The organism is Gemmatimonadaceae bacterium, from assembly GCA_036504815.1.
Lineage (GTDB): Bacteria > Gemmatimonadota > Gemmatimonadetes > Gemmatimonadales > Gemmatimonadaceae > PNKL01.
This window is the reverse complement of record DASXUN010000004.1, coordinates 79,456-99,500: the sequence shown is the minus strand read 5'-3', so window position 1 is coordinate 99,500 and position 20,045 is coordinate 79,456. Positions and strand designations below refer to the sequence as shown.

Here is a 20,045-nt window from a genome sequence, read left to right as displayed (position 1 = left end):
GATGCGAGTCAGGAAACGGTCCGGTCGGTGTCAGGACTTCCCCCGCACCCGCGGGGCGCTCTCAGTCTTGTCTCGGTGCGCCGGGAGAGCGATGTTCGCTGCGACGCTCTCTCTTATGAGTCGCGGCATGCCCACCCGATTCTCGCAGGTTCGCGCGCGGCAGCGCGTGCGCGTCCTCTCCGCCCTGTTCGCACTCGGCGCGATCACCGCCTGTCTGGGCGATGTGCCTTCATCACGCGGCGTCGCGGGCGAAGCCGCCATCGATCTGCGCGGACTCCGCACGCGGAGCCAGGTCAGCGGCGGCGTCACCGACGCCGTCCAGTCGGCGCGATTCGTCATCTACCTCGTCACGGGCAGCACGCGTCGCGCGGTGGCCAGCCGCGTCTTCACGGCACAGGAACTCGATGCCGCCGACTCGGATACCGGCACCGTCTTCACCCTGACGTTTCCATACACGAGCGTGGATGACCGGTTCGAGGTGCAGGGATGGGGAATGAGCGCCGAGGGAGACACGCTCTACGCGGTCGGTCCGGTGGCGTTCACGATGCGCGCCGCGACGACGCACGGCGGCCAGGCCACCGTGACCACGACAGCGGCGCCGGTTTACGTGGGTCCCGGTCGAAGCGCGGTGAAGCTGGTCATCACGCCGCGCAGCGTCTCGACCAGTGAAGGAAAGTCGACGGCCGTCACGTCCACGCTCTATGACGCCAGCGGGACGGCGCTCTCCTCGCCGACCTTTCGGTTCCATTGGTGGACCAATGACAACAGCATCGCGCACTTCGCGGACGCGCGCATAGGCGTTGTCACGGGCGGCCAGCGGCCCGGGACCACCTGGTTGCAGGTGGGTTTCGACGATCTCCCGCTGCGGGACTCCGTGCTCGTCACGAACACGGTGACGGCGACGCAGCTAACCGCTCAGACTGGGCAGAACCAGTCGGGTCCTGCGGGGAGCACGCTTGGCCAGCCGATTGGCGTGTGGCTCCGCTCCGCGAGTGGACAACCGGTAGCCGGGGTGGCGGTTGCATTTGCCGTCAGCTCCGGTGGCGGGTCACTCAGCGCGTCGTCGCGCCTCACGGACCAGTTCGGAATGGCTTCGGTCAACTGGACGCTCGGTAGCACCATCGGCGTCCAGCAAGTGACGGCAAGCGTCGTCGGGCTGGCGTCCGTGGTGTTCTCCGCGACGGCCGTCCAGTCGATCCCAACACCCTCCAGGTCCTCGCTCTCGGTGCTGCCGACGGCGATCCTGGTGGGCACCGACGAAGCGGTGGTGACGGCCGTGCTCCGCGACGTGAATGGCAGCCCGATGTCTAACGTAACCGCGACGTTCAGTGGGGCGACGTCGCTGGCCTTCAATCCCACGTCGGCGATCACCGACGGCAGCGGGACGGTCACCACACGGGTCAGGGCCTCGGCGCCCGGCACCATGGCCATCTATGTCGTCGTGGCCGGCCAGACCATCGCGAGCACCTCGCTCCAGGTCGGCTCGCGACAGGGCATCCCCGCCTCCATCAGCATCGTGTCGGGCGACAACCAAACGGTGAAGGTCGGCACGAACTTCCCGTTGCCCCTCGTCGTGGTAGTCAAGGACGCGAGCGGGATGCCAGTTCCCGGGGCCCTCGTGGACTGGGCGACGGCTGTCGGCGACGGCCGAATGGTCACAGATGCCAACGGTCAGTCGACGGCGACCTACCAGCTGACCCAGGGCTGGGCAATCGGGCCGGGGACGATAACGGTGACCCTCACGGGCTACCGTCAGAGCGCGACCTTCAAGTACACGGCGGTACCGTAGCCGGCTAGGGGTCGGGTTGCGGCTGCGGCCGGTTCGAAAGCGAGCGAGCGCACGGGGGCTCAGTCATTTTGGCTGGGCCCCTCGCATTGCTGTTTGTGTGTTTCTGCGCGCAACAGCCAGCAGTCGGCACCGCCCTCGCCGCGGTCGCAAGCGTCCGTGCGCGGCCGGTGCGGCGACTGGGCTAGGGCAGGGAAGCGGTCCGCGCAGCACGCTGGAGCAATGTCCAGCCTTGTCCCGCTGTACATCGGATGGCAATCCGGCGCAAAACGGCCGTGTCGTCGCTCCAAAACCGCATCGTCTATAGCGTGACTTGAATACAAATAGCGTAATAGCAATAAAAATGCGAACTTACGGTTGTAAGTTCGCGTGAAATCTATATGCAGTTTCCTGCTACTTCATGCATCCCGAGCCTGCATACTTCTGCATATCGAAATCTGTCGGTCCGAACATCACATTTCTTCTGATTCCACCGTGAGCCGCCTGCTCGCCGCTCCTGGCAGATCAAGCGACGCCAGACGTCCGGTTCGTTGAAGACACGATCGAGCCGGCAATTACGCAACACGACGATCGCGGCGCATCACATCACAAATCTGACGTACGCCTGTTGTCCGCATCTGCCATTCAAGCGGGCGGTCAGTTCACCGGCTCAGTCAGACGGCCTGGTCATCGCGCTGGCATCAACCCACAGGTCGAACTGCTCCGCCGTGACGTACCCGAGCGCGACGCCGGCCTCCTTGAGGCTGGTTCCCTCCGCCTGCGCCTTCTTCGCGATCTGGGCCGACTTGTCGTAGCCGATGTGCGGATTGAGCGCCGTGACCAGCATCAGAGAATCTGCGACCAGCCGACTGATGCGTTCGCGATTGGGCTCGAGGCCCGCCACGCAGTGTACTCTAAATGAGACACAGGCATCACTCAGCAGTCGCACCGACTCGAGCAGGTTGTGAATGATCACCGGCTTGAAGACGTTGAGTTCGAAGTTGCCCTGCGAGGCCGCGAAGGCGATCGCGGCATCGTTCCCATAGACCTGGCAGACGACCATCGTGAGCGCTTCCGCCTGCGTCGGGTTCACCTTGCCGGGCATGATGGACGACCCCGGCTCGTTTTCCGGGATGCGCAACTCGCCGAGCCCGGCGCGCGGACCGGACGCGAGCCAGCGGACGTCATTGGCGATCTTCATCAGCGCCCCGGCCAGCGTACGCAGCGCCGCGGACGCAAAGCCGAGGGCGTCGTGCGCGGCGAGCGCCTCGAACTTGTTGGGCGCCGAGACGAACGGCAGCTCGGTGAGTTCGGCGATGCGCGCGGCCACCCGATCCGCGAACTCCGCGGGCGCATTGAGCCCCGTGCCGACGGCCGTCCCGCCAAGCGCCAGCTGGTACAGGTCCGGCAGGGCGGCGTTCACCCGCCCCATCCCCTGATCGAGCTGGGCCACCCACCCCGAAATCTCCTGCCCGACGGTCAGCGGTGTGGCGTCCTGAAGATGCGTCCGCCCGATCTTGACGATCTCCGAGAACTCCGTCGACTTCGTGGCGAGCGTGTCGCGCAGCTGCCGCACCGCCGGGAGCAGCCGATGCACGATCTCCTCGACCGCGGCAATGTGCATGGCGGTCGGGAAGGCGTCGTTTGACGACTGCGACCGGTTGACGTCGTCGTTGGGGTGGATCGGCTGCTTCGAACCGAGCTTCCCTCCCGCGCGCTGGATCGCGCGGTTGGCGATGACCTCGTTCACGTTCATGTTCGTCTGCGTCCCCGACCCGGTCTGGAAGATCACGAGCGGGAAATGCGCGTCGTGCTGCCCGGCGATCACCTCGTCGCAGACGCGGACAATCAGGCCGGCCTTCTCGGCGGACAGCGTCCCGAGTTCGAGGTTGGTCAGCGCCGCCGCCTTCTTGAGCAAACCGAAGGCGCGAATCATCGGCCGCGTGAACCGCAGATCGCCAATGGCGAAGTGTTCAATGGACCGCTGCGTCTGGCTGCCCCAGAGCTTGTCGTCGGCGACGGCGATCTCGCCCATGGTGTCGGTTTCGATGCGATGTGCAGTCATGCCGAGTCTCCGGGAGGACGATGCCGAGGCAGGTCGAGGGGGCGGTTCGAACGGAGCATCCATATACTGGCTGAAAGTGGAGCCAAATGTGGATATTTGTCAAGGAAACTACCTTGACAATAAGGAGAACCGCTCGTATTGTCTTCTTATGCGACGACTCCTGGCAGCCTTGGAGCGGGTGGCGGGCCTGATGTTCATACACCCCGGCTCGGCCTGTGTTGACGCAGGCAACCTCTGTCGTGACCTCGGCGCGGCCTGCGTTGATCAGGGTGCGCCGCAAGGACGCCGCGGATGAACCCGCCAGGCCTCGGATCCAGTCAGGGCGCCATTCTCGAGCGCCTCAAGCGAAGGGGCGAGGGCAGCATCCCGGAGTTGGCGGCGGCGCTTGGCCTCAACATCGAGACGGTCCGCGAGCATGTGAAGGCGCTCCTGGGACGCGGACTTGTGCTCCAGGTCGGGACGCGACGCCGGGGCCCCGGACGCCCCGAGGCGTGCTACGGACTCAGCGCCACGGCCGATGCGCTCTTTCCACGGTCGGAAGGCGAAGTCTTGCAGGAGCTGACTTCGCATCTGCTGGAGTCCGGACACGACCAGCTGCTGCGGGAGTTCTTCGCGCAGCGCATTGGCGCGCGCCGTCGTGACGCACTCGCGCGCGTGGCGCCGCTGACGGGCCGCGCGCGCGTTGAGGAAGTCGCGCGGATTCTCTCGGAGCAAGGCTACATGGCGGTGGTGGAAGACGACGCCGATGCCCTGTACCTCCGCTTGTGCCACTGTCCGCTGCGCGCCGTCATCCAGGCGACACGGATCCCGTGCGGGGCGGAGTTCGGACTCATCAAGGAATTGCTCGGACTCGAACCGGTGCGGGTGGGTCACTTCGCCGACGGCGATCACTCGTGCGCGTACCGGCTGGAGCAGCCGCGATAACCATCCTTCCCCCCGAGGCGGTCTGATGTCCTCACTGACGCGAACGATTGCAGGCGAAGTGCTCGTTGTTGACCTCACGGCGGCCGCCGACGGCGGCGACGTGACGACGCGGACCGCGCGGACGCTGGTGAAGCAGGAGTCGCTCAGCGTGATGCTGGTCCAGATTGCCCCGGGAGCGCATCTGCATGAGCACCGCGCCGACGGTCCCATTGCGGTGCAGCCGCTGAGTGGACGCCTTCAGTTCGTGGCTGCGGGAGTCACGCACGACATCGGTGCGGGCCAGCTGATCTCCCTCGCGTCCGGGGTACCGCACTGGGTCGGTTCGACGGATGGCGCCAGCTTCCTGCTGACGGTCGCAAAGTCGGGTGCGCCCTCGGCGCCGTTAGCCGCTGCCGATCAGGGCACGACGTCCGGTGACGGCGTTCTCCCTGGGTGAACGCAGACCCATGCCAACTGGCGGACGAAAACATGTGGTCATCGTAGGCGGCGGCTTTGGCGGCTTGTCGGCCGCCAAGGCGCTCGTGAACACCGAAGTGGACGTCACGCTCATCGATCGGACGAACCACCACCTGTTCCAGCCGCTGCTGTATCAGGTTGCCACGGCGGCGCTCTCGCCGGGCGACATCGCACAGCCGATCCGCAGCATCCTGCGTTCCGCCCGCAACGTGCGCGTGGTGCTGGCCACGGTGACGGACATCGATGCGTCCCAGCGCACCGTCGTGACCAGCGCGGGGACGTACGCGTACGATGCGCTCATCCTCGCGCCCGGCGCCCGGCATTCGTACTTCGGCCACGACGCGTGGGAGACGCACGCCCCCGGCCTGAAGGACATGAATGACGCCCTGCACATTCGCGAGCGCATTCTGCGCACCTTCGAGGAGGCGAATCATCAGGCCGCGGCACCCGAGGCGCGGCCGGCACTCACCTTCGTGGTGGTGGGCGGTGGCCCCACCGGCGTGGAACTGGCGGGGGCGATCGCGGAGATCGCGTTGCGCACGATGCTCCCCGATTTTCCGCTGCTCACGCGAGAGGACGTTCGCGTGGTGCTCGTCGAGGGCGGCCCTCGCGTGCTCAGCACCTTCAGCGAGTCGCAGTCGAGCGCGGCGCGGGCGATGCTGGAACACCTCGGCGTGGAAGTCCTTCTGAATGCCACGGTCACCGATGTCAGCGCCGAGGGCGTACGCATCGGCGAGCAATTCATCCGCAGCCAGAACCTGATCTGGGCGGCGGGCAACGCGGCCTCGCCGCTGCTGCGAACGCTGCGCGCCGAGTGTGATCGCGCCGGGCGGGTGATGGTGGATTTGCAGTGCCGCGTCCCGGGGCATCCGGATGTCTTCGTGATCGGCGATGGCGCGCACTTCGCGACGGCCACGGGTCCGCTGCCGGGGGTCGCGCAGGTGGCGATGCAACAAGGGCGCTTCGTGGCACGGCTCATTCGTCGCGGGGAGCGCGAGGCATCGTCGCCGGCCGGCGGCGACGATGCCTCGGCGTCATTCCGCTATCGGGACTACGGTTCGATGGCGACCATCGGACGTGCCAAGGCGATTGCCGAGATCTTCGGCGTGCGCACGTCGGGATTCGTGGCGTGGGTCATCTGGGCGGGGCTGCACATCCTGCAGCTCATCAGCTTCCGCAACCGGCTGAAGGTGCTGGTGGAGTGGATGTGGTACTACGTGTCGTACCAGCCGGGCGCGAGGCTCATCCTGCGCGACAAGAACGGCCGCCCAGCGTGAGGCAATGCAGGCCTGGCGGCAGGGCAGCCGGCCAACGATCGAGGTAGAACGTCAACGGGCCGGCATCTGCCGGCCCGCGGGTAGCGCTGGGGAGCTTCGGCTCAGGCCTGCAGGGCCTTCTGCCGCTCCATCCACCAGTCCTGAATCCACGTCAGCGGAATGAGGAACAACGGCGTGAGGAACATGCCGAGCAGCACGTTGATCCAGATGAGCGCCATGTAAAAGGCGCACATGCCGACGCCGGCAATCAGGGTTCCGAGGGGTCCGCCGTAGGTCTGTTCCACGGGATGAATCGGGATGAAGGTCGAGGCACAGCGACACGCGATTTCCGCGAGGATATCTTAGCTAGGTGAACGCGATCGCGAAAGCGCTTGGGGCACTCCCACCCGACCGATACCTGCTCGCCGTCTCCGGCGGCCGGGATTCCATGGCCCTGCTCGACGCCTTCGTGCGTCACCGGCCCGACCCGCAGACGGCCGTTGCATCGTTCGATCACGGCACGGGGGTGGCGGCGGCGGAGGCCGTGGAACTGGTGGTGCACGAGTGCCTGCGGCGGGGCGTTTCGGTGATTGCGGGGCGCGCCCCCGAGCGTGCATCGGCCTCGCGTGCCTCCGAGTCGGTCCTGCGAGAGGCGCGATGGAACTTCCTGCGCGCGGTCGCCGAGGAGCGGCGGGCGGTGATCGTGACCGCGCACACGCTCGATGACCAGGCCGAGACGGTGGCGATGCGCATCCTGCGGGACGCGTCGGCCCGGGGCCTCGCCGGGATGGCGGCGCCATCGCCGGGGGTCGTCCGTCCGCTGCTCGGGATTCGTCGAGCGACGCTCGCCCGTTATGCCGAGCAGGCCGCCGTCCCCTTCGTGGAGGATCCGTCGAACGCCAATCCGGTCTATCTGCGCAATCGCCTGCGGGCCCATCTGCTGACGGCGGCCGAGGCGGCGCAGCCCGGCTTTGGAGATGCGCTGGTGTCGATCGGCACGCGGGCCGCGGGCTGGCGCTCGGAGATGGCGGCGCTGGTGGACACGCTCGGTGTGCAGCGCGTGGGCGATGCGCTGGTGGTGGACGCGGGCGTAATCGCCTCGCTGAGCGCCGACGGGTTGTCGGTGGTCTGGCCGGAAGTGGCGGCGCGCGGCGGACTGGTGCTGGACCGCCGCGGCGTGGCGCGGCTGGCGGCGTGGTCGGCGCGCGCCACCGCGGGACAGCGGATGCCGCTTTCTGGGGGAGGGACCGTCGAGCGGACGGCGCGGACCTTCGTCGTGCGCCGCGGCCGCGCGGGGGCCGAGGACTGACAGAGACGAGGGCGTTCCGGCGCACCGGCGGTGCGACGCCAATGGAACGTCGGGGCGTGCCCCCCACTATATTTATCCTCCATGACCACCGCACCCGCCGATCCGCGCCTGATGGGACGCGCGGTCAAGCGCATTGTCTTCTCGGAGGAGCAGATTGCCGCTCGCGTCCGCGAACTCGGCCGGCAGATTGCGGCGGAGTATCCGGAGGGCGACCTGCTCGCGCTCGGCCTGCTGAAGGGCAGCTTCATGTTCACGGCGGATCTGGTGCGCCAGATACCCCGCCCGCTGCAGGTCGATTTCATCGTCGCGGGTTCGTACGGGGCAGGGACGGTGTCATCCGGGAACGTGCGACTACTGTACGATCCGGAAACCAACATGGAGGGGAAGCACGTTCTCCTCGTGGAGGACATCGTCGATTCCGGGCGGACCATGCAGAAGCTGGTGGATCTCCTGGAGACGCGGCGTCCCAAGTCGCTGCATATCTGTGCGCTGCTGCACAAGCACATTGCCGAACATCTGGATCATCCGGTCAAGTTTGTCGGGTTTGACGCGCCGAACGAGTTCCTGGTGGGTTACGGGCTCGATCACGCCGAGAACTTCCGTCACGTTCCGTATATCGCCAGCCTCGCCTGATGGCTGGTAGCGCCGCGCACGCCATCAGGCGTGCTGGCCGACGTCCATAACTCAAGTCATGGCACAGAATCCAACTCCCCCCACGCCTCCCTCGAACTTCGGCCGACTCTCGAAGACCATCGCCTTCTGGCTGCTGGTCATCCTGGTGCCGGTCTTCATCATCCAGTATGCCGGCGGAAAGCCCGAAGGCACGAGCGAGGTGAATGCCAGCGAGTTCACGCGGCAAGTCGAGGCCGGCAACGTCAAGACGGTGACGGTCGTCGGCGGCAAGACGGTCACCGGCGAGTACAAGACGCCGGTGATGGTGGACGGCCGCGCGGTGCGGAAGTTCGAAACGATGCTCCCCGGCGAGTACGGCGACAAGCTGGACGAGCGGCTGCGCGCGCAGGGCGTCGAGGTGAAGGCGCAGGCGCCGAGCCCGTCGTTCACGTCGGTGCTGGTGAGCCTGCTGCCGTGGATCGTGATCTTCGGCTTCTGGATCTTCTTCCTGCGGCAGATGCAGCAGGGACCCAACAAGGCGTTCTCGTTCGGCAAGTCGAAGGCGAAGCTCCTCACGGGCGACACGCCCAAGGTGACCTTTGCCGACGTCGCGGGGTGCGACGAGGCGAAGGTGGAACTGCAGGAGATCATCGAGTTCCTGAAGGACCCGCAGAAGTTCACCAAGCTGGGCGGCCGCCTGCCGAAGGGCGCGCTCCTGGTGGGACCGCCGGGGACGGGCAAGACGCTGCTGGCGCGCGCCGTGGCCGGCGAGGCGGGGCGTCCGTTCTTCTCGATGTCGGGCTCCGACTTCGTGGAGATGTTCGTGGGCGTGGGCGCGAGCCGGGTGCGCGACTTGTTCGAGCAGGGCAAGACGAACGCGCCGTGCATCATCTTCATCGACGAAATCGACGCGGTCGGGCGCCATCGCGGCGCCGGGCTGGGCGGCGGGCACGACGAGCGTGAGCAGACGCTGAACCAGCTGCTGGTGGAGATGGACGGCTTCGAGAGCAACGAGGGCGTGATCCTGGTGGCGGCGACGAACCGGCCGGACGTGCTCGATCCGGCGCTGCTGCGCCCGGGGCGTTTTGACCGGCAGATCGTCGTGGACGCGCCCGACCTGCGCGGCCGCGAGGGGATCCTGCGCGTGCACATGCGCAACAAGCCGATGGCCGAGGACGTGGACGTCACGGCGCTGGCGCGCAGCACGCCTGGCATGGCGGGCGCGGACCTGGCCAACCTCGTGAACGAGGGGGCGTTGCTGGCGGCGCGCCGCAACCACGACAAGGTCTACATGGTGGACCTCGAGGAGGCGAAGGACCGCGTGATGCTGGGCGCGGAGCGCAAGTCGCTGGTGATGAAGGACGAGGAGCGCAAGCAGACGGCCTATCACGAGGCGGGGCACGCTGTGTGCGCGATCAAGGTCAAGGGGACCGATCCGCTGCACAAGGTGACCATCGTGCCGCGCGGGCGCACGCTGGGCGTGGCGTTCACGCTGCCCGAGGACGACCGCGTGTCGGTCAGCCGGCTGCAGCTCGACGCGCGGCTGGTGATGGCGTACGGCGGGCGCGTGGCGGAGGAGCTGGTCTTCGGCCGCGAGCGCGTGACCACCGGCGCGGCGAGCGACATCCAGATGGCGACGGCGCTGGCGCGCCGCTGCGTGTCGCAGTGGGGGCTGTCCGACAAGATCGGGCCGATCCTCGTGGGCGACAACGAGCAGGAGCTGTTCCTGGGCGCGCAGCTGATGAGCCGCCGCGAAGTCTCGGAGCGGACGGCGCAACTGGTGGACGAGGAAGTGGCGCGCATCATCCACGAGTCGTACGAGCGGGCGCGCGTGGTGCTCACGGAGAACCGCGCCCTGCTCGACACGCTGGCGATGGCGCTGCTCGACCGCGAGACGCTGACGCGCGAGGACATCAAGCTGCTGGTCGAGGGCGAGCCGCTGCCGCCGCGGGTCGTGCCGGGGACCATTCTGCCGCTGGCGAGCGCGCCGGCACCGAGCGTGACGCCCGATGCGAAGCCGGTGCCGCCGGTGCTGGGCGGGCCGGAGATTCAACCGGCTTAACGCTGATTGAGGATTGGGAATTCGGATTGGGATTCAGGACTTCGATTGACGATTGCGATTGGCGATTGCGATTGGCGATGGCTCGGCGGGATGCCGGGCCGTCGCCAATCGCTTTCCGGGGTCGTGGTCCGGAATCCCGTTCCGGATTCCCAATCCTAAGTCCGTACGAGCCTATCGCTTCCCCCTATCGCCCGCCTATTTTTCTAGGCTATGCAGGACTTGGCTGAGCGCCTGGCTGAGGTCAGGGGACGAATCGCGGACGCCGTGCGCCGGGGCGGGCACGGGCAGGCGGTGCGGCTCGTGGCGGTCACCAAGACACATGGACCCGACGCCGTCGCGGCCGTGCACGCCTGTGGCGTGGAGGACGTCGGCGAGAACCGGGTACAGGAGGCGCGGGACAAGCAGGCGTTGGTCGCGGTGCCGGTGCGCTGGCACCTGATCGGGCATCTGCAGCGCAACAAGGTGAAGGCGCTGGACCACTTCTGGCTGCTGCACGCGCTCGACAGCGCGCGCCTGGCCGATGCGGTGGATGAGTTCGGGCAGCGGCGCGGCCGTCCGGTGGACGCGTTGCTGCAGGTGAGTGTGGTGGGCGAGGAAACGAAGGGCGGCCACGCGCTGGCTGACGTGGCCCGCGAGGGGGAACGGCTGGTGCAACTGCGCGGCATCCGCGTGATCGGGGCCATGACCATGGCGCCGCTCGAAGCGGATGAGGCAACGCTGCGGCGCTGCTTCGCCGGTGCCCGGGAGGCCCGCGAGGCGCTGCGCGCGGCGGGCCACCCGGCGACGGAGCTGTCGATGGGAATGTCGGGCGACTACGAGATCGCGGTGGAAGAGGGTGCCACGATGGTGCGGCTGGGCACGGTCCTGTTCGGGGAGAGGCACTGATGAGCGACGATGTCTTTCATCTCACGCCGGTCGACGCGCGACGCTTCGACTTCGGGTCGGCGCTGCGCGGCTACGACAAGACGCGGGTGGACCAGTTCCGCGACCAGGTGGCGGAGGAACTGGAGCGGCTGACCCGCGCGAACAGCGAGCTCGAGGCGAAGGCCAAGGGATTCCACGAACAGCTGCGCGCCTTCCGCGAGCGCGACAAGGCGCTGAACGACGCGCTGATCACCGCCCAGCAGCTGCGCGCCGAGACGCGCGAGCAGGCGGAGCGCGAGGCGCAGCTGATCCTGCGCGAGGCGCGCGCCGAGGGCGACAAGCTCGTCGAGGAGGCGCGCCGCACGGTGCGCCGGCTCGAGGGACAGGTGGAGGCGCTGGAGCGCGCCCGCCTGTCGTACCTCGCGCAGTGGCGGGCTTTCACCGAACGACAGGTGAGCGAACTGCGCGCCGCCGAGGCGACGCCGGCCCCCGATCGGCCGGCCCCGGCCGAGGAGTCGGGTCCGTCCGCTCGCGGCAAGGCGCCGAGCTGGCTCGATGAGGGCGGCCCGGACGACGCCGAGGCCAAGTAAGAGGTCCCATGTCCGTCCGCTTTCCTGGATCCGAGCACGCCCACACGACCGCCGCCGTTGATGCGGCGGTGCGCGCCGTGCGCGCGCGGACCGCCCTCGTGCCGGACGTCGCGCTCATACTCGGCACGGGACTCGGGGCGGTGGGCAAGGCGATCGCGGTGGAGTGCGCCATCCCGTACGGCGACATCCCCGGCTTCCCGCTGTCGACGGTCGAGTCGCACGCGGGTCGATTGCTCGTGGGGACGCTGGCCGGGCGGCGCGTCATCGCGATGCAGGGGCGGTTTCACCGGTACGAAGGGTACGCGCTGCAGCAGGTGACGTTTCCGGTGCGCGTCCTGCGCGCGCTCGGGGCGACGACGCTGCTCGTCTCGAATGCCTGCGGCGGCATGCATCCGTTGTGGGCGCCGGGCGACCTGATGCTGATCTCCGACCACATCAACCTGCTGGGCGACAATCCGCTCATCGGGCCGCATGACACGGCGTTCGGCGATCGCTTTCCCGACATGAGCGCGCCGTACGACCCGGGGCTGCGTGCCATCGCCCGTCAGGTGGCGGCCGAGCGCGGCATCACGCTGCGCGAAGGCGTGTACGTGGCCGTGTCGGGGCCCAACCTCGAGACGCGCGCCGAGTACCGGATGCTGCGCGCGATCGGCGCCGACGTCGTCGGCATGAGCACGGTTCCCGAGGTGATTGTCGCCGTGCAGGCGGGGATGCGGGTGATGGGCGTCTCGATCATCACCGATCAATGCCTGCCCGACGCGCTCGAGCCCGCGAACCTCGCCAAGATCCTTGCCAATGCCGGGACCGCCGAGCCGCAGCTCGAAGCGCTCGTCCGCGGCGTGATGGAGCGCCTGTGACCGTTGTGGAACTGACCCCGCGTTTTGCGCCGCTGCCGCCGGAGCGTCCGGCCGACGCGGTGGAGCGCGAACTGCTCGAGCGCTGGCGCGACGAGAAGCTCTTCGAGGCGTCGCTCGCCGCGCGCGCCGGCGCGCCGCGCTGGGTCTTCTTCGAGGGGCCGCCCACCGCCAACGGCAAGCCGGGCATCCATCACGTCTTTGCGCGCACCATCAAGGACCTCTTCTGCCGGCATCGGCACATGCAGGGCTTCCGGGTGGATCGCAAGGCGGGATGGGACACGCACGGCCTCCCCGTGGAAATCGAGGTCGAGAAGGAACTCGGCATCAGCGGCAAGCAGGACATCGAGCGCGTCGGCGTGGCGGAGTTCAACCGCCGCTGCCGCGAGAGCGTGTTCCGCTATCGCGAGGACTGGGAGAAGCTGTCCAACCGCATCGCCTTCTGGCTCGACTACGAGCACGCGTACGTCACGTACCACAATGCGTACATCGAAAGCGTCTGGTGGGCGCTCTCGATGCTGCACGCGAAGGGCTTGCTGTACCAGGGGCACAAGATCCTGCCGTACTGCCCGCGGTGCGGCACGGCGCTCTCGAGCCATGAGGTGGCGCAGGGCTACGAGGACGTCGAGGATCCGTCCGTCTACCTGCAGCTGCCGCTGCGCGAGGCGGGGCCCGAGGGAGAGCGCCGCATCCTCGTCTGGACGACGACGCCGTGGACGCTCGTGTCGAATGCCGCGCTGGCGGTGAGCCCGGATCTCACGTACGCCGAACTCAAGCGCAAGAAGGGGGCAACGCACACGGTGATCCTCGCCGAGGCGCGCGTGAGCGCGGTGCTGGGCGGCGACTGGCAGGATCGCTGGGACGTGGTGACGACGTTCCCGGGGACGGCGCTGGCCGGCGCGCACTATCAGCGACCGCTCGACTGGATGGCGTTCGCCGACGGGGCGCGCGAGATCATCGTGACGACCGGTTTCGTCTCCGCGGACGACGGCACCGGCGTGGTGCACCTGGCGCCCGCGTTCGGCGCGGACGACTACCAGGCGGGACAGCAGTTCGAGCTGGCCTTCCTGCAGCCGGTCAACGCGCGCGGCGAGTTCCCGGAGGGGATGCCGCTGGTTGGCGGGATGTTCGTGAAGGCCGCCGATCCCGTCATCATCGAGGAGCTCAAGCGGCGCGGCGTGCTGTTCAAGGACGGACGCCTCACGCACAGCTATCCCCACTGCTGGCGCTGCAAGACGCCGCTGTTGTACTACGCGCGCTCGTCGTGGTTCGTGCGCACGACGGCGTTCAAGGACGCGATGCTCGAGCGCAACCGGCACGTGAACTGGAACCCGGCCGAAGTCGGGGCCGGGCGGTTTGGCAGCTGGCTCGAGAACAACATCGACTGGGCGATCTCGCGCGACCGCTTCTGGGGGACGCCGCTCCCGGTCTGGGTCTGCGACGCCGAGTCGTCGCACCGCGAGGTGATTGGCAGCTTTGCGCACCTCGCGGTGCAGACGGGCCGGACGCTCGGCGCCGACTTCGACCCGCACAAGCCGCACATCGACGGCTACACCTGGCCGTGCAGCGAATGCGACGGGACGATGCGCCGCGTGCCGGAAGTCATCGACACCTGGTTCGACTCGGGCTCGATGCCGTTTGCGCAGTGGCACTTCCCGTTCGAGCATCGCGAGGAATTCGCGCAGCAGTATCCGGGCGACTTCATCGCCGAGGGCGTGGACCAGACGCGCGGGTGGTTCTACTCGCTGCTCGCGATTGCGACGGGACTTGGGGATGCGTTGCATCCGAACGACGGACGGAAGACGGGAGACGGGAGACGGGAGAAGGACGCGGCGGCGCGCTCGCATGGTGACCTTTCGCGCGACATCGACGCCTACGCAGTGGACTCGCACAAGTCGGGCGGGCATTTCCTGCCGCCGGGCGTCGCCGAGCCGTACAAGGCCGTGGTGGTGAACGACCTGGTGCTCGATGCGAACGGCCAGAAGATGTCGAAGACGCGCGGCAACACCGTGGATCCGTGGCAGGTGATCGAGCGCCACGGCGCCGATGCGGTGCGGCTCTTCCTCGTCGCGTCCAGCCAGATCTGGGTGCCGCGGCGCTTCGACGAGCAGGTGATCCGCGAGACGGCGGGACGCTTTCTCGTCACGCTCAAGAACGTCTACAACGGCATCTTCGCGCAGTACGCGAACTTCGGGTGGGCGCCGTCGGCGGCCGATCCGGCCGTGGCCGACCGCCCGCTGCTCGACCGCTGGGTGCTGTCGCGGCTCGCCGCGGTGGAGGCCGAGGTGGACGCCGAGTTGCAGCGCTACGACGCCACGGCGGCGTCGCGCGCGCTGATGGAGTTCGTGACCGAGGACGTGGCCAACTGGTACGTGCGGCTGTCGCGCGGGCGCTTCTACGAGGTGGATGGCGACGGGAACCGCGCGGCGTTCGCGACGCTGCACGAGGTGCTCACCGTCGTCTCGCGCCTGCTGGCGCCGTTCGCGCCGTTCGTGAGCGACTGGATTCATCGCGCGCTCACCGGGAGTTCGGTGCACCTGGCCCGCTACGTGCGCGAGGGTGCGCCGGCGCGCGACCTTCCGCTGGAGGCGGCGATGCGCGAGGTGCGTGCGCTGGCGACGCTCGGCCGCGCCGCGCGCGAGGAGGCCGGCCTCAAGGTGCGCCAGCCGCTCGCGCGGCTCGTCTGCGTGGCCGGCGAGGCGCCGCAAGCGCTGCTCGACGAACTCGTGCCCCTGCTCGCGAGCGAGCTCAACGTGAAGGCGGTGGAGTTCCTCGGCTCGGCCGACTCGCTGGTGTCGCTCGAAGCCAAGGCGAACTTCCGCTCCCTCGGCAAGAAGTGGGGCAAGGAGACGCCGCAGGCCGCCAAGGCCGTGAATGCGCTGCACAGCGCCACGCTGCTGGCGTTCGAGCGCGGCGAGGTGGTGCACATCACCGTCGGCGGGCACTCGCATCCGCTCGACGCCGAGGACCTCACGGTGGTGCGCAAGGCGAGCGGATCGCTCGTCGTGTCGCAGGACGGCATGCGCTTTGCCGCCGTCGATCCCACGCTGACCGACGCGCTGCGGCGCGAGGGTCTCGCCCGCGAGCTGGTGAGCCGCGTGCAGCGCTTCCGCAAGGAATCGGGGCTGAACGTGAGCGACCGCATCACGCTGTGGGTGGCCGGCCCGGCCGCCCTGCACGACGCGGTGGACGCCCACCGCGGCTGGATCTGTGACGAAACGCTGACGCTGCAGCTGCACATCGCGGACACGATTGCCCCCGATGCTCCCCCCGGCACGACCGCCGATCTCGATGGCGTGCCAGCTACCCTCGCACTTCGAAAGGTATCCTGACGATGGCGCCACAGAATGGCGGTGAGAAGAAGTTCAAGTCGCTCACCAAGAAGCAGCTGCAGACGCTCGAGAAGCTCCTGATGGAGGAGCGCAAGCGCGTGCTCAAGGAGCTCGGCCAGTGGGACGAGACGATGAGCAATACGGAGCAGGGGGCCGACGGCGACCTGTCGTCGTACTCGTTCCACATGGCGGATCAGGGGACCGATGCCATGGAGCGCGAGAAGGCGTTCCTGTTCGCCTCGAAGGAGGGGCGGTTCCTCTGGCACGTGAACCAGGCGCTGCGCCGGCTGTACAAGAGCCCCGAGACGTTCGGCCAGTGCCAGCACTGCGGCGGCGACGTCGGGTTCGAGCGGCTCGAGGCGCTGCCGCATGCGCGCTACTGCAAGGACTGCAAGCAGCGCGAGGAAGATGCCAAGAAGTAAGCCCGGCCTCTTCTGGGGCGTCACGGCGGGGGTGGTGGCCGGCGACGCCTTCACGAAGATGGTCGCCGTCGACCGGCTGCTGCCGGCGTACCTGCCGCACGCGCTGATGGGTGAGAGCGTGCGGCTCACGCTTGTGTACAATCCCGGCGCGGCGTTCGGCCTCCATCTCGGCGCGCAGTCACGCTGGATCTTCGTCGGGTTGACGCTCGTCGCGCTGGGCGTGCTGGCGCGGCTCTATCTCGACACGCCGCTCGCGCACCGCGCGCGCCTGCTGGCGCTGGCGCTCGTCACGGGCGGCGCGCTGGGCAACCTGCTCGACCGGCTCAAGTCGGCGCGCGGCGTGGTGGACTTCATCGACGTTGGCGTCGGGGCGTGGCGGTGGCCCACCTTCAACGTGGCCGACATCGCGGTGACGAGCGGCGCCGTCCTGCTCGGCTGGCTGCTGTGGCAGGCGGACGCTGCGCCGGCGCGCGAGGCGCTGGGGACGCCGGCGCCGGAGCGGGCGTCGGACAGCGTTCCCGGCTAGGCGGCCCGTGAACGGCTCCGTCCCCGAGGGCACGCGCCACGCGTTCACCGTGGAGGAGGACGACGCGCCGCGACTCGACCTGCTCGTGGCGCAGCGCTGCGCCCTCTCGCGCAGCCAGGCGGCGACGCTCGTCGCCAACGGCCGCGTGCTGGTGAACGGCGGACGCGAACGCGCATCCTTCCGCGCGCCACGCGGCGCGCAGGTGGTGGTGGAGATCCCGCCGCCGCCCGGACGCGAGGTCATTCCCGAGCAGCTCCCCGTGTCGGTCGTGTTCGAGGACGAGCACCTGATCGTCGTCGACAAGGCGGCGGGGATGGTGGTGCATCCGGCGCCGGGCAACTGGACGGGGACGCTCGTCAACGCGCTCAAGGGACGCGGCCAGGGGCTGGCCGAAGGGAGCGCCGAGGAGCGGCAGGGACTGGTGCACCGCCTCGACAAGGACACGTCGGGGCTGATGGTGGTGGCCAAGACGGACCAGGCGCTGCGCGTGCTGAGCAAGGCGATCAGCGCACGGCGCGTGACGCGGCGCTATGCCGCGCTCTGCTGGGGACACCTCGCCGACGACGCCGTGACGGTGGACCGGCCGATCGGCCGCGACCCGAATGACCGCGTGCGCATGGCGGTGGTGGCGAACGGACGCGCGGCGCGGACGGATTTCGTGCGCCTGGCGCGCTTCACGTCCACGGACTTCCTGCGCTGCCACCTGCACAGCGGACGCACGCACCAGATTCGCGTGCACCTGGCGTCGATCGGGCATCCGGTCGTGGGCGACGACAGCTACGGCGGCGGTGGCGCGCGCAAGGTGGTGGGACTCCCCCCGCAGCGGCATTTCCTGCATGCGGCCTGGCTGGCCTTTCAGCATCCGATTTCCGGCGAAGCGCTGGATTTTCGCTCGCCGCTCCCCGAGGCGCTGCGCGATTCGCTCCTGACGGTTGCCGAGTTGCCCGATTTGATTGCCTCGCCGGACCCCCTGGAGTACTTTCACTTCTATAGAGCCGACGACTGAGCGGTCGGCGCATTTTCAGGGGGGTCGGGCGCGCCTGCGCCTGCCCGGTGATGTTCTGTTCGCGATCGTCCGGTCCTGATCATCCGAATCGGGTCCGTCATCCGCAGCGGGGGTTCCACGGTGCCGACGGTGCTCATTTGCGACGACGCAATCTTCATGCGGACGATGGTGGGTGACATCCTCCAGCGGGCGGGCTTCGAGGTCGTGGGCGAAGCCGACACGGGCGCGCAGGCCGTGGAGCAGTACAAGCGGCTGAAGCCCGACCTGGTGACGATGGACATCGTGATGCCGGACATGGGTGGCATCGACGCGGTGCGCGCGATCATGGCCTTCGATCCCAACGCGCACGTGCTGATGTGCTCGGCCATGGGGCAGCAGGCGCTCGTGGTCGAGGCCATCCAGGCGGGCGCCAAGGACTTCGTGGTCAAGCCGTTCCAGCCGAGCCGCGTGCTGGAGGCGGTGCAGCGCGTGCTCGGCTGACGCCTGTCCAAGCCATCGAGCCGCGGCGTGGACTCGTCGACCCGGTACGCTGACCTCTTTCGCTCCGAGAGCCGCGAACAGCTCTCGGCGGTCAATCGCGCGCTCCTCGACCTCGAGGCGCGTCCCGCCGACGCGCAGCCGGTGCACGTGCTCTTCCGCGCGGTGCACTCGCTGAAGGGGCTGAGCGCGTCGATGGGGTACGCGGCCGTGGCGACCTTCACGCACGAACTCGAGAGCCTGCTCGACCGCGTGCGCGCCGGCACGATGACGGTCAGCACCGAGGTGATGGACGTACTGTTCGCCGCCGCGGACGCACTCGAGGAAGGCATCAACCTCTCGGTGGCAGGCGCGGCGGATCCGCCGGGGCTGCGGCGCGCGCAGGCGCGGCTCCGCGCCCTGGCCGGCGATTCCGCCGAGGCGTCACCGGAGCTGGACGCGGTGCAGACGGACGACGAGCGCGTGGACGACGGCCCCGGCCTGCTGGTGCGCGTGCGGCAGCGCTCGGGCATCGTCTTTCCCGGCGTGCGCGCGTTCATGGTGCTGCAGAAGGCGCGCACGCTCGGCGAGCTGGTGGCCGTCTCACCGCCGCCCGAGGAGTTGCAGACCGCGGAGATCTCGCAGGCCTTTGCCTTCCGGCTCGTGACGCCGCAGTCTCCGGCGGCGATCGAGGCGGCCATCCGGTCGGTCGGCGATGTCGAGCACGTGCGCGTCTCGGCGGGACGGGGACGCCAGCGCGCGCCGATGCACCTGACGCCGACCGACGAGCCCGCCACCGCGCCGACGGCGGCGCGCTACGTGCGGATCGAGCTCTCGCGGCTCGACCGGCTCGTCAACTTGATCGGCGAACTGGTGCACACGCGCGAGCAGCTTGCGGCGCTGGTGGCGTCGCGACACGAGCCGGCGCTCGAGGAGTCGATGGCGCGCGCCTCGCGCCTGATCGCCGACCTGCAGTCGGAGGTGATGGCGAGCCGCGTGGTCCCGGCCTGGCACCTGTTCGACCGCTTCCCCCGTCTCGTGCGCGACGCGGCCCGCCAGCTGCACAAGGAGATCGAGTTCACCATCGACGGGCGCGATGTCGAGGTGGACCGCTTTCTCCTCGACGAGATCTCCGAGCCCGTGGTGCACCTGCTGCGGAACGCCGTGGACCATGGCATCGAACCGCCCGTGCTCCGTGAGGCGGCGGGGAAGGCGCGCTCGGGGCGCGTGGTGCTGAGCGTGGCGCGCGAGCAGGGGACCATGTGCGTCTGCGTGCGCGACGACGGCCGCGGCATCGACCGGCAGCGCGTGCTGGCGCGGGCGCGGGAACGCGGCCTCGCCGAGCCGGACGTGACGGCGCTCGACGACGCGGCGCTGCTGCGCATCATCGCGAGTCCGGGCTTCACGCTGGCGCCCGAGGTCAGCGACCTCTCGGGGCGCGGCGTCGGCTTCGACGTGGTGCAGACGCGGGTGAGCCAGCTGGGTGGCACCGTGATGCTGGAGTCCGTGCTGGGCCAGGGAACCACCGTGACCCTTCGCTTCTGAG

The 20,045-nt window shown here is 68.8% G+C and carries 18 protein-coding genes; 16 read left to right on the top strand and 2 right to left on the bottom strand.

Annotated elements, in window-relative coordinates:
• Nucleotides 1-127 precede the first annotated feature (127 nt).
• On the top strand, nucleotides 128-1,789 hold the full coding sequence (locus tag VGJ96_02100) for an Ig-like domain-containing protein (GenBank protein HEY3285894.1): 1,662 nt from the start codon (nucleotides 128-130) through the stop codon (nucleotides 1,787-1,789).
• 646 nt (nucleotides 1,790-2,435) lie between these two features.
• Here VGJ96_02100 and fumC read toward each other — a convergent pair.
• Nucleotides 2,436-3,830, bottom strand: coding sequence for a class II fumarate hydratase (fumC, locus tag VGJ96_02095; GenBank protein ID HEY3285893.1), 1,395 nt, complete (start codon nucleotides 3,828-3,830; stop codon nucleotides 2,436-2,438).
• A 291-nt stretch (nucleotides 3,831-4,121) separates the two neighbouring features.
• Between fumC and VGJ96_02090 the strand changes: the two genes are divergently transcribed.
• From VGJ96_02090 to VGJ96_02080, 3 genes are read left to right on the top strand one after another with little or no spacing between them, the layout of a single operon-like run.
• Entirely contained in the window at nucleotides 4,122-4,754 is a 633-nt protein-coding gene (locus VGJ96_02090) for a hypothetical protein (GenBank protein ID HEY3285892.1), read from the top strand.
• Between the two features lie 25 nt (nucleotides 4,755-4,779).
• Entirely contained in the window at nucleotides 4,780-5,190 is a 411-nt protein-coding gene (locus VGJ96_02085; GenBank protein HEY3285891.1) for a hypothetical protein, read from the top strand.
• Between the two features lie 34 nt (nucleotides 5,191-5,224).
• A complete protein-coding gene (locus tag VGJ96_02080) occupies nucleotides 5,225-6,487 on the top strand; it encodes an NAD(P)/FAD-dependent oxidoreductase (protein ID HEY3285890.1) in 1,263 nt (420 codons plus the stop codon).
• 101 nt (nucleotides 6,488-6,588) lie between these two features.
• Here the strand turns inward: VGJ96_02080 and VGJ96_02075 are convergent, their stop codons facing one another.
• On the bottom strand, nucleotides 6,589-6,771 hold the full coding sequence (locus VGJ96_02075) for a hypothetical protein (GenBank protein ID HEY3285889.1): 183 nt from the start codon (nucleotides 6,769-6,771) through the stop codon (nucleotides 6,589-6,591).
• 65 nt (nucleotides 6,772-6,836) lie between these two features.
• On the opposite strand from VGJ96_02075, the gene tilS reads away from it, so the two are divergent.
• The 12 genes from tilS to VGJ96_02015 all read left to right on the top strand — a co-directional run bounded on the left by tilS (nucleotide 6,837) and on the right by VGJ96_02015 (nucleotide 20,044).
• The gene (gene tilS / locus VGJ96_02070) at nucleotides 6,837-7,775 is read left to right on the top strand and encodes a tRNA lysidine(34) synthetase TilS (GenBank protein HEY3285888.1); all 939 of its coding nucleotides are present in this window, start codon (nucleotides 6,837-6,839) and stop codon (nucleotides 7,773-7,775) included.
• An 81-nt stretch (nucleotides 7,776-7,856) separates the two neighbouring features.
• Nucleotides 7,857-8,408 (top strand): hypoxanthine phosphoribosyltransferase, encoded by a 552-nt coding sequence (gene hpt / locus VGJ96_02065; GenBank protein ID HEY3285887.1) that lies wholly within the window; start codon nucleotides 7,857-7,859, stop codon nucleotides 8,406-8,408.
• A gap of 58 nt (nucleotides 8,409-8,466) precedes the next feature.
• Nucleotides 8,467-10,449 carry an ATP-dependent zinc metalloprotease FtsH gene (ftsH, locus tag VGJ96_02060; GenBank protein ID HEY3285886.1) on the top strand — a complete coding sequence of 661 codons (1,983 nt, stop codon included), beginning with the start codon at nucleotides 8,467-8,469 and terminating at the stop codon, nucleotides 10,447-10,449.
• Between the two features lie 210 nt (nucleotides 10,450-10,659).
• Entirely contained in the window at nucleotides 10,660-11,334 is a 675-nt protein-coding gene (locus VGJ96_02055) for a YggS family pyridoxal phosphate-dependent enzyme (GenBank protein ID HEY3285885.1), read from the top strand.
• Nucleotides 11,334-11,903, top strand: coding sequence for a DivIVA domain-containing protein (locus VGJ96_02050; protein ID HEY3285884.1), 570 nt, complete (start codon nucleotides 11,334-11,336; stop codon nucleotides 11,901-11,903). Before VGJ96_02055 ends, VGJ96_02050 begins: the two co-directional genes overlap by 1 nt.
• Before the next feature lie 8 nt (nucleotides 11,904-11,911).
• A complete protein-coding gene (locus VGJ96_02045; GenBank protein HEY3285883.1) occupies nucleotides 11,912-12,760 on the top strand; it encodes a purine-nucleoside phosphorylase in 849 nt (282 codons plus the stop codon).
• Entirely contained in the window at nucleotides 12,757-16,089 is a 3,333-nt protein-coding gene (gene ileS / locus VGJ96_02040) for an isoleucine--tRNA ligase (GenBank protein ID HEY3285882.1), read from the top strand. Before VGJ96_02045 ends, ileS begins: the two co-directional genes overlap by 4 nt.
• A gap of 2 nt (nucleotides 16,090-16,091) precedes the next feature.
• Nucleotides 16,092-16,511 carry a TraR/DksA C4-type zinc finger protein gene (locus VGJ96_02035; GenBank protein ID HEY3285881.1) on the top strand — a complete coding sequence of 140 codons (420 nt, stop codon included), beginning with the start codon at nucleotides 16,092-16,094 and terminating at the stop codon, nucleotides 16,509-16,511.
• Entirely contained in the window at nucleotides 16,498-17,037 is a 540-nt protein-coding gene (gene lspA, locus VGJ96_02030; protein ID HEY3285880.1) for a signal peptidase II, read from the top strand. The genes VGJ96_02035 and lspA overlap by 14 nt, the downstream gene beginning before the upstream one ends.
• Before the next feature lie 7 nt (nucleotides 17,038-17,044).
• Nucleotides 17,045-18,043, top strand: a complete 999-nt coding sequence (locus VGJ96_02025) for an RluA family pseudouridine synthase (GenBank protein ID HEY3285879.1) — start codon at nucleotides 17,045-17,047, stop codon at nucleotides 18,041-18,043.
• A gap of 120 nt (nucleotides 18,044-18,163) precedes the next feature.
• On the top strand, nucleotides 18,164-18,523 hold the full coding sequence (locus VGJ96_02020) for a response regulator (protein HEY3285878.1): 360 nt from the start codon (nucleotides 18,164-18,166) through the stop codon (nucleotides 18,521-18,523).
• Between the two features lie 27 nt (nucleotides 18,524-18,550).
• The gene (locus VGJ96_02015) at nucleotides 18,551-20,044 is read left to right on the top strand and encodes an Hpt domain-containing protein (GenBank protein HEY3285877.1); all 1,494 of its coding nucleotides are present in this window, start codon (nucleotides 18,551-18,553) and stop codon (nucleotides 20,042-20,044) included.
• Nucleotide 20,045: the final 1 nt, after the last annotated feature.

Excerpts from the sequence above, each read along its gene's own strand:
- VGJ96_02100 (HEY3285894.1), top strand. The coding sequence starts at position 128 with ATGCCCACCCGATTCTCGCAGGTTCGCGCGCGGCAGCGCGTGCGCGTC.
- fumC (HEY3285893.1), bottom strand. The coding sequence starts at position 3,830 with ATGACTGCACATCGCATCGAAACCGACACCATGGGCGAGATCGCCGTC.
- VGJ96_02090 (HEY3285892.1), top strand. The coding sequence starts at position 4,122 with ATGAACCCGCCAGGCCTCGGATCCAGTCAGGGCGCCATTCTCGAGCGC.
- VGJ96_02085 (HEY3285891.1), top strand. The coding sequence starts at position 4,780 with ATGTCCTCACTGACGCGAACGATTGCAGGCGAAGTGCTCGTTGTTGAC.
- hpt (HEY3285887.1), top strand. The coding sequence starts at position 7,857 with ATGACCACCGCACCCGCCGATCCGCGCCTGATGGGACGCGCGGTCAAG.
- ftsH (HEY3285886.1), top strand. The coding sequence starts at position 8,467 with ATGGCACAGAATCCAACTCCCCCCACGCCTCCCTCGAACTTCGGCCGA.
- VGJ96_02055 (HEY3285885.1), top strand. The coding sequence starts at position 10,660 with ATGCAGGACTTGGCTGAGCGCCTGGCTGAGGTCAGGGGACGAATCGCG.
- VGJ96_02050 (HEY3285884.1), top strand. The coding sequence starts at position 11,334 with ATGAGCGACGATGTCTTTCATCTCACGCCGGTCGACGCGCGACGCTTC.
- VGJ96_02045 (HEY3285883.1), top strand. The coding sequence starts at position 11,912 with ATGTCCGTCCGCTTTCCTGGATCCGAGCACGCCCACACGACCGCCGCC.
- VGJ96_02035 (HEY3285881.1), top strand. The coding sequence starts at position 16,092 with ATGGCGCCACAGAATGGCGGTGAGAAGAAGTTCAAGTCGCTCACCAAG.
- lspA (HEY3285880.1), top strand. The coding sequence starts at position 16,498 with ATGCCAAGAAGTAAGCCCGGCCTCTTCTGGGGCGTCACGGCGGGGGTG.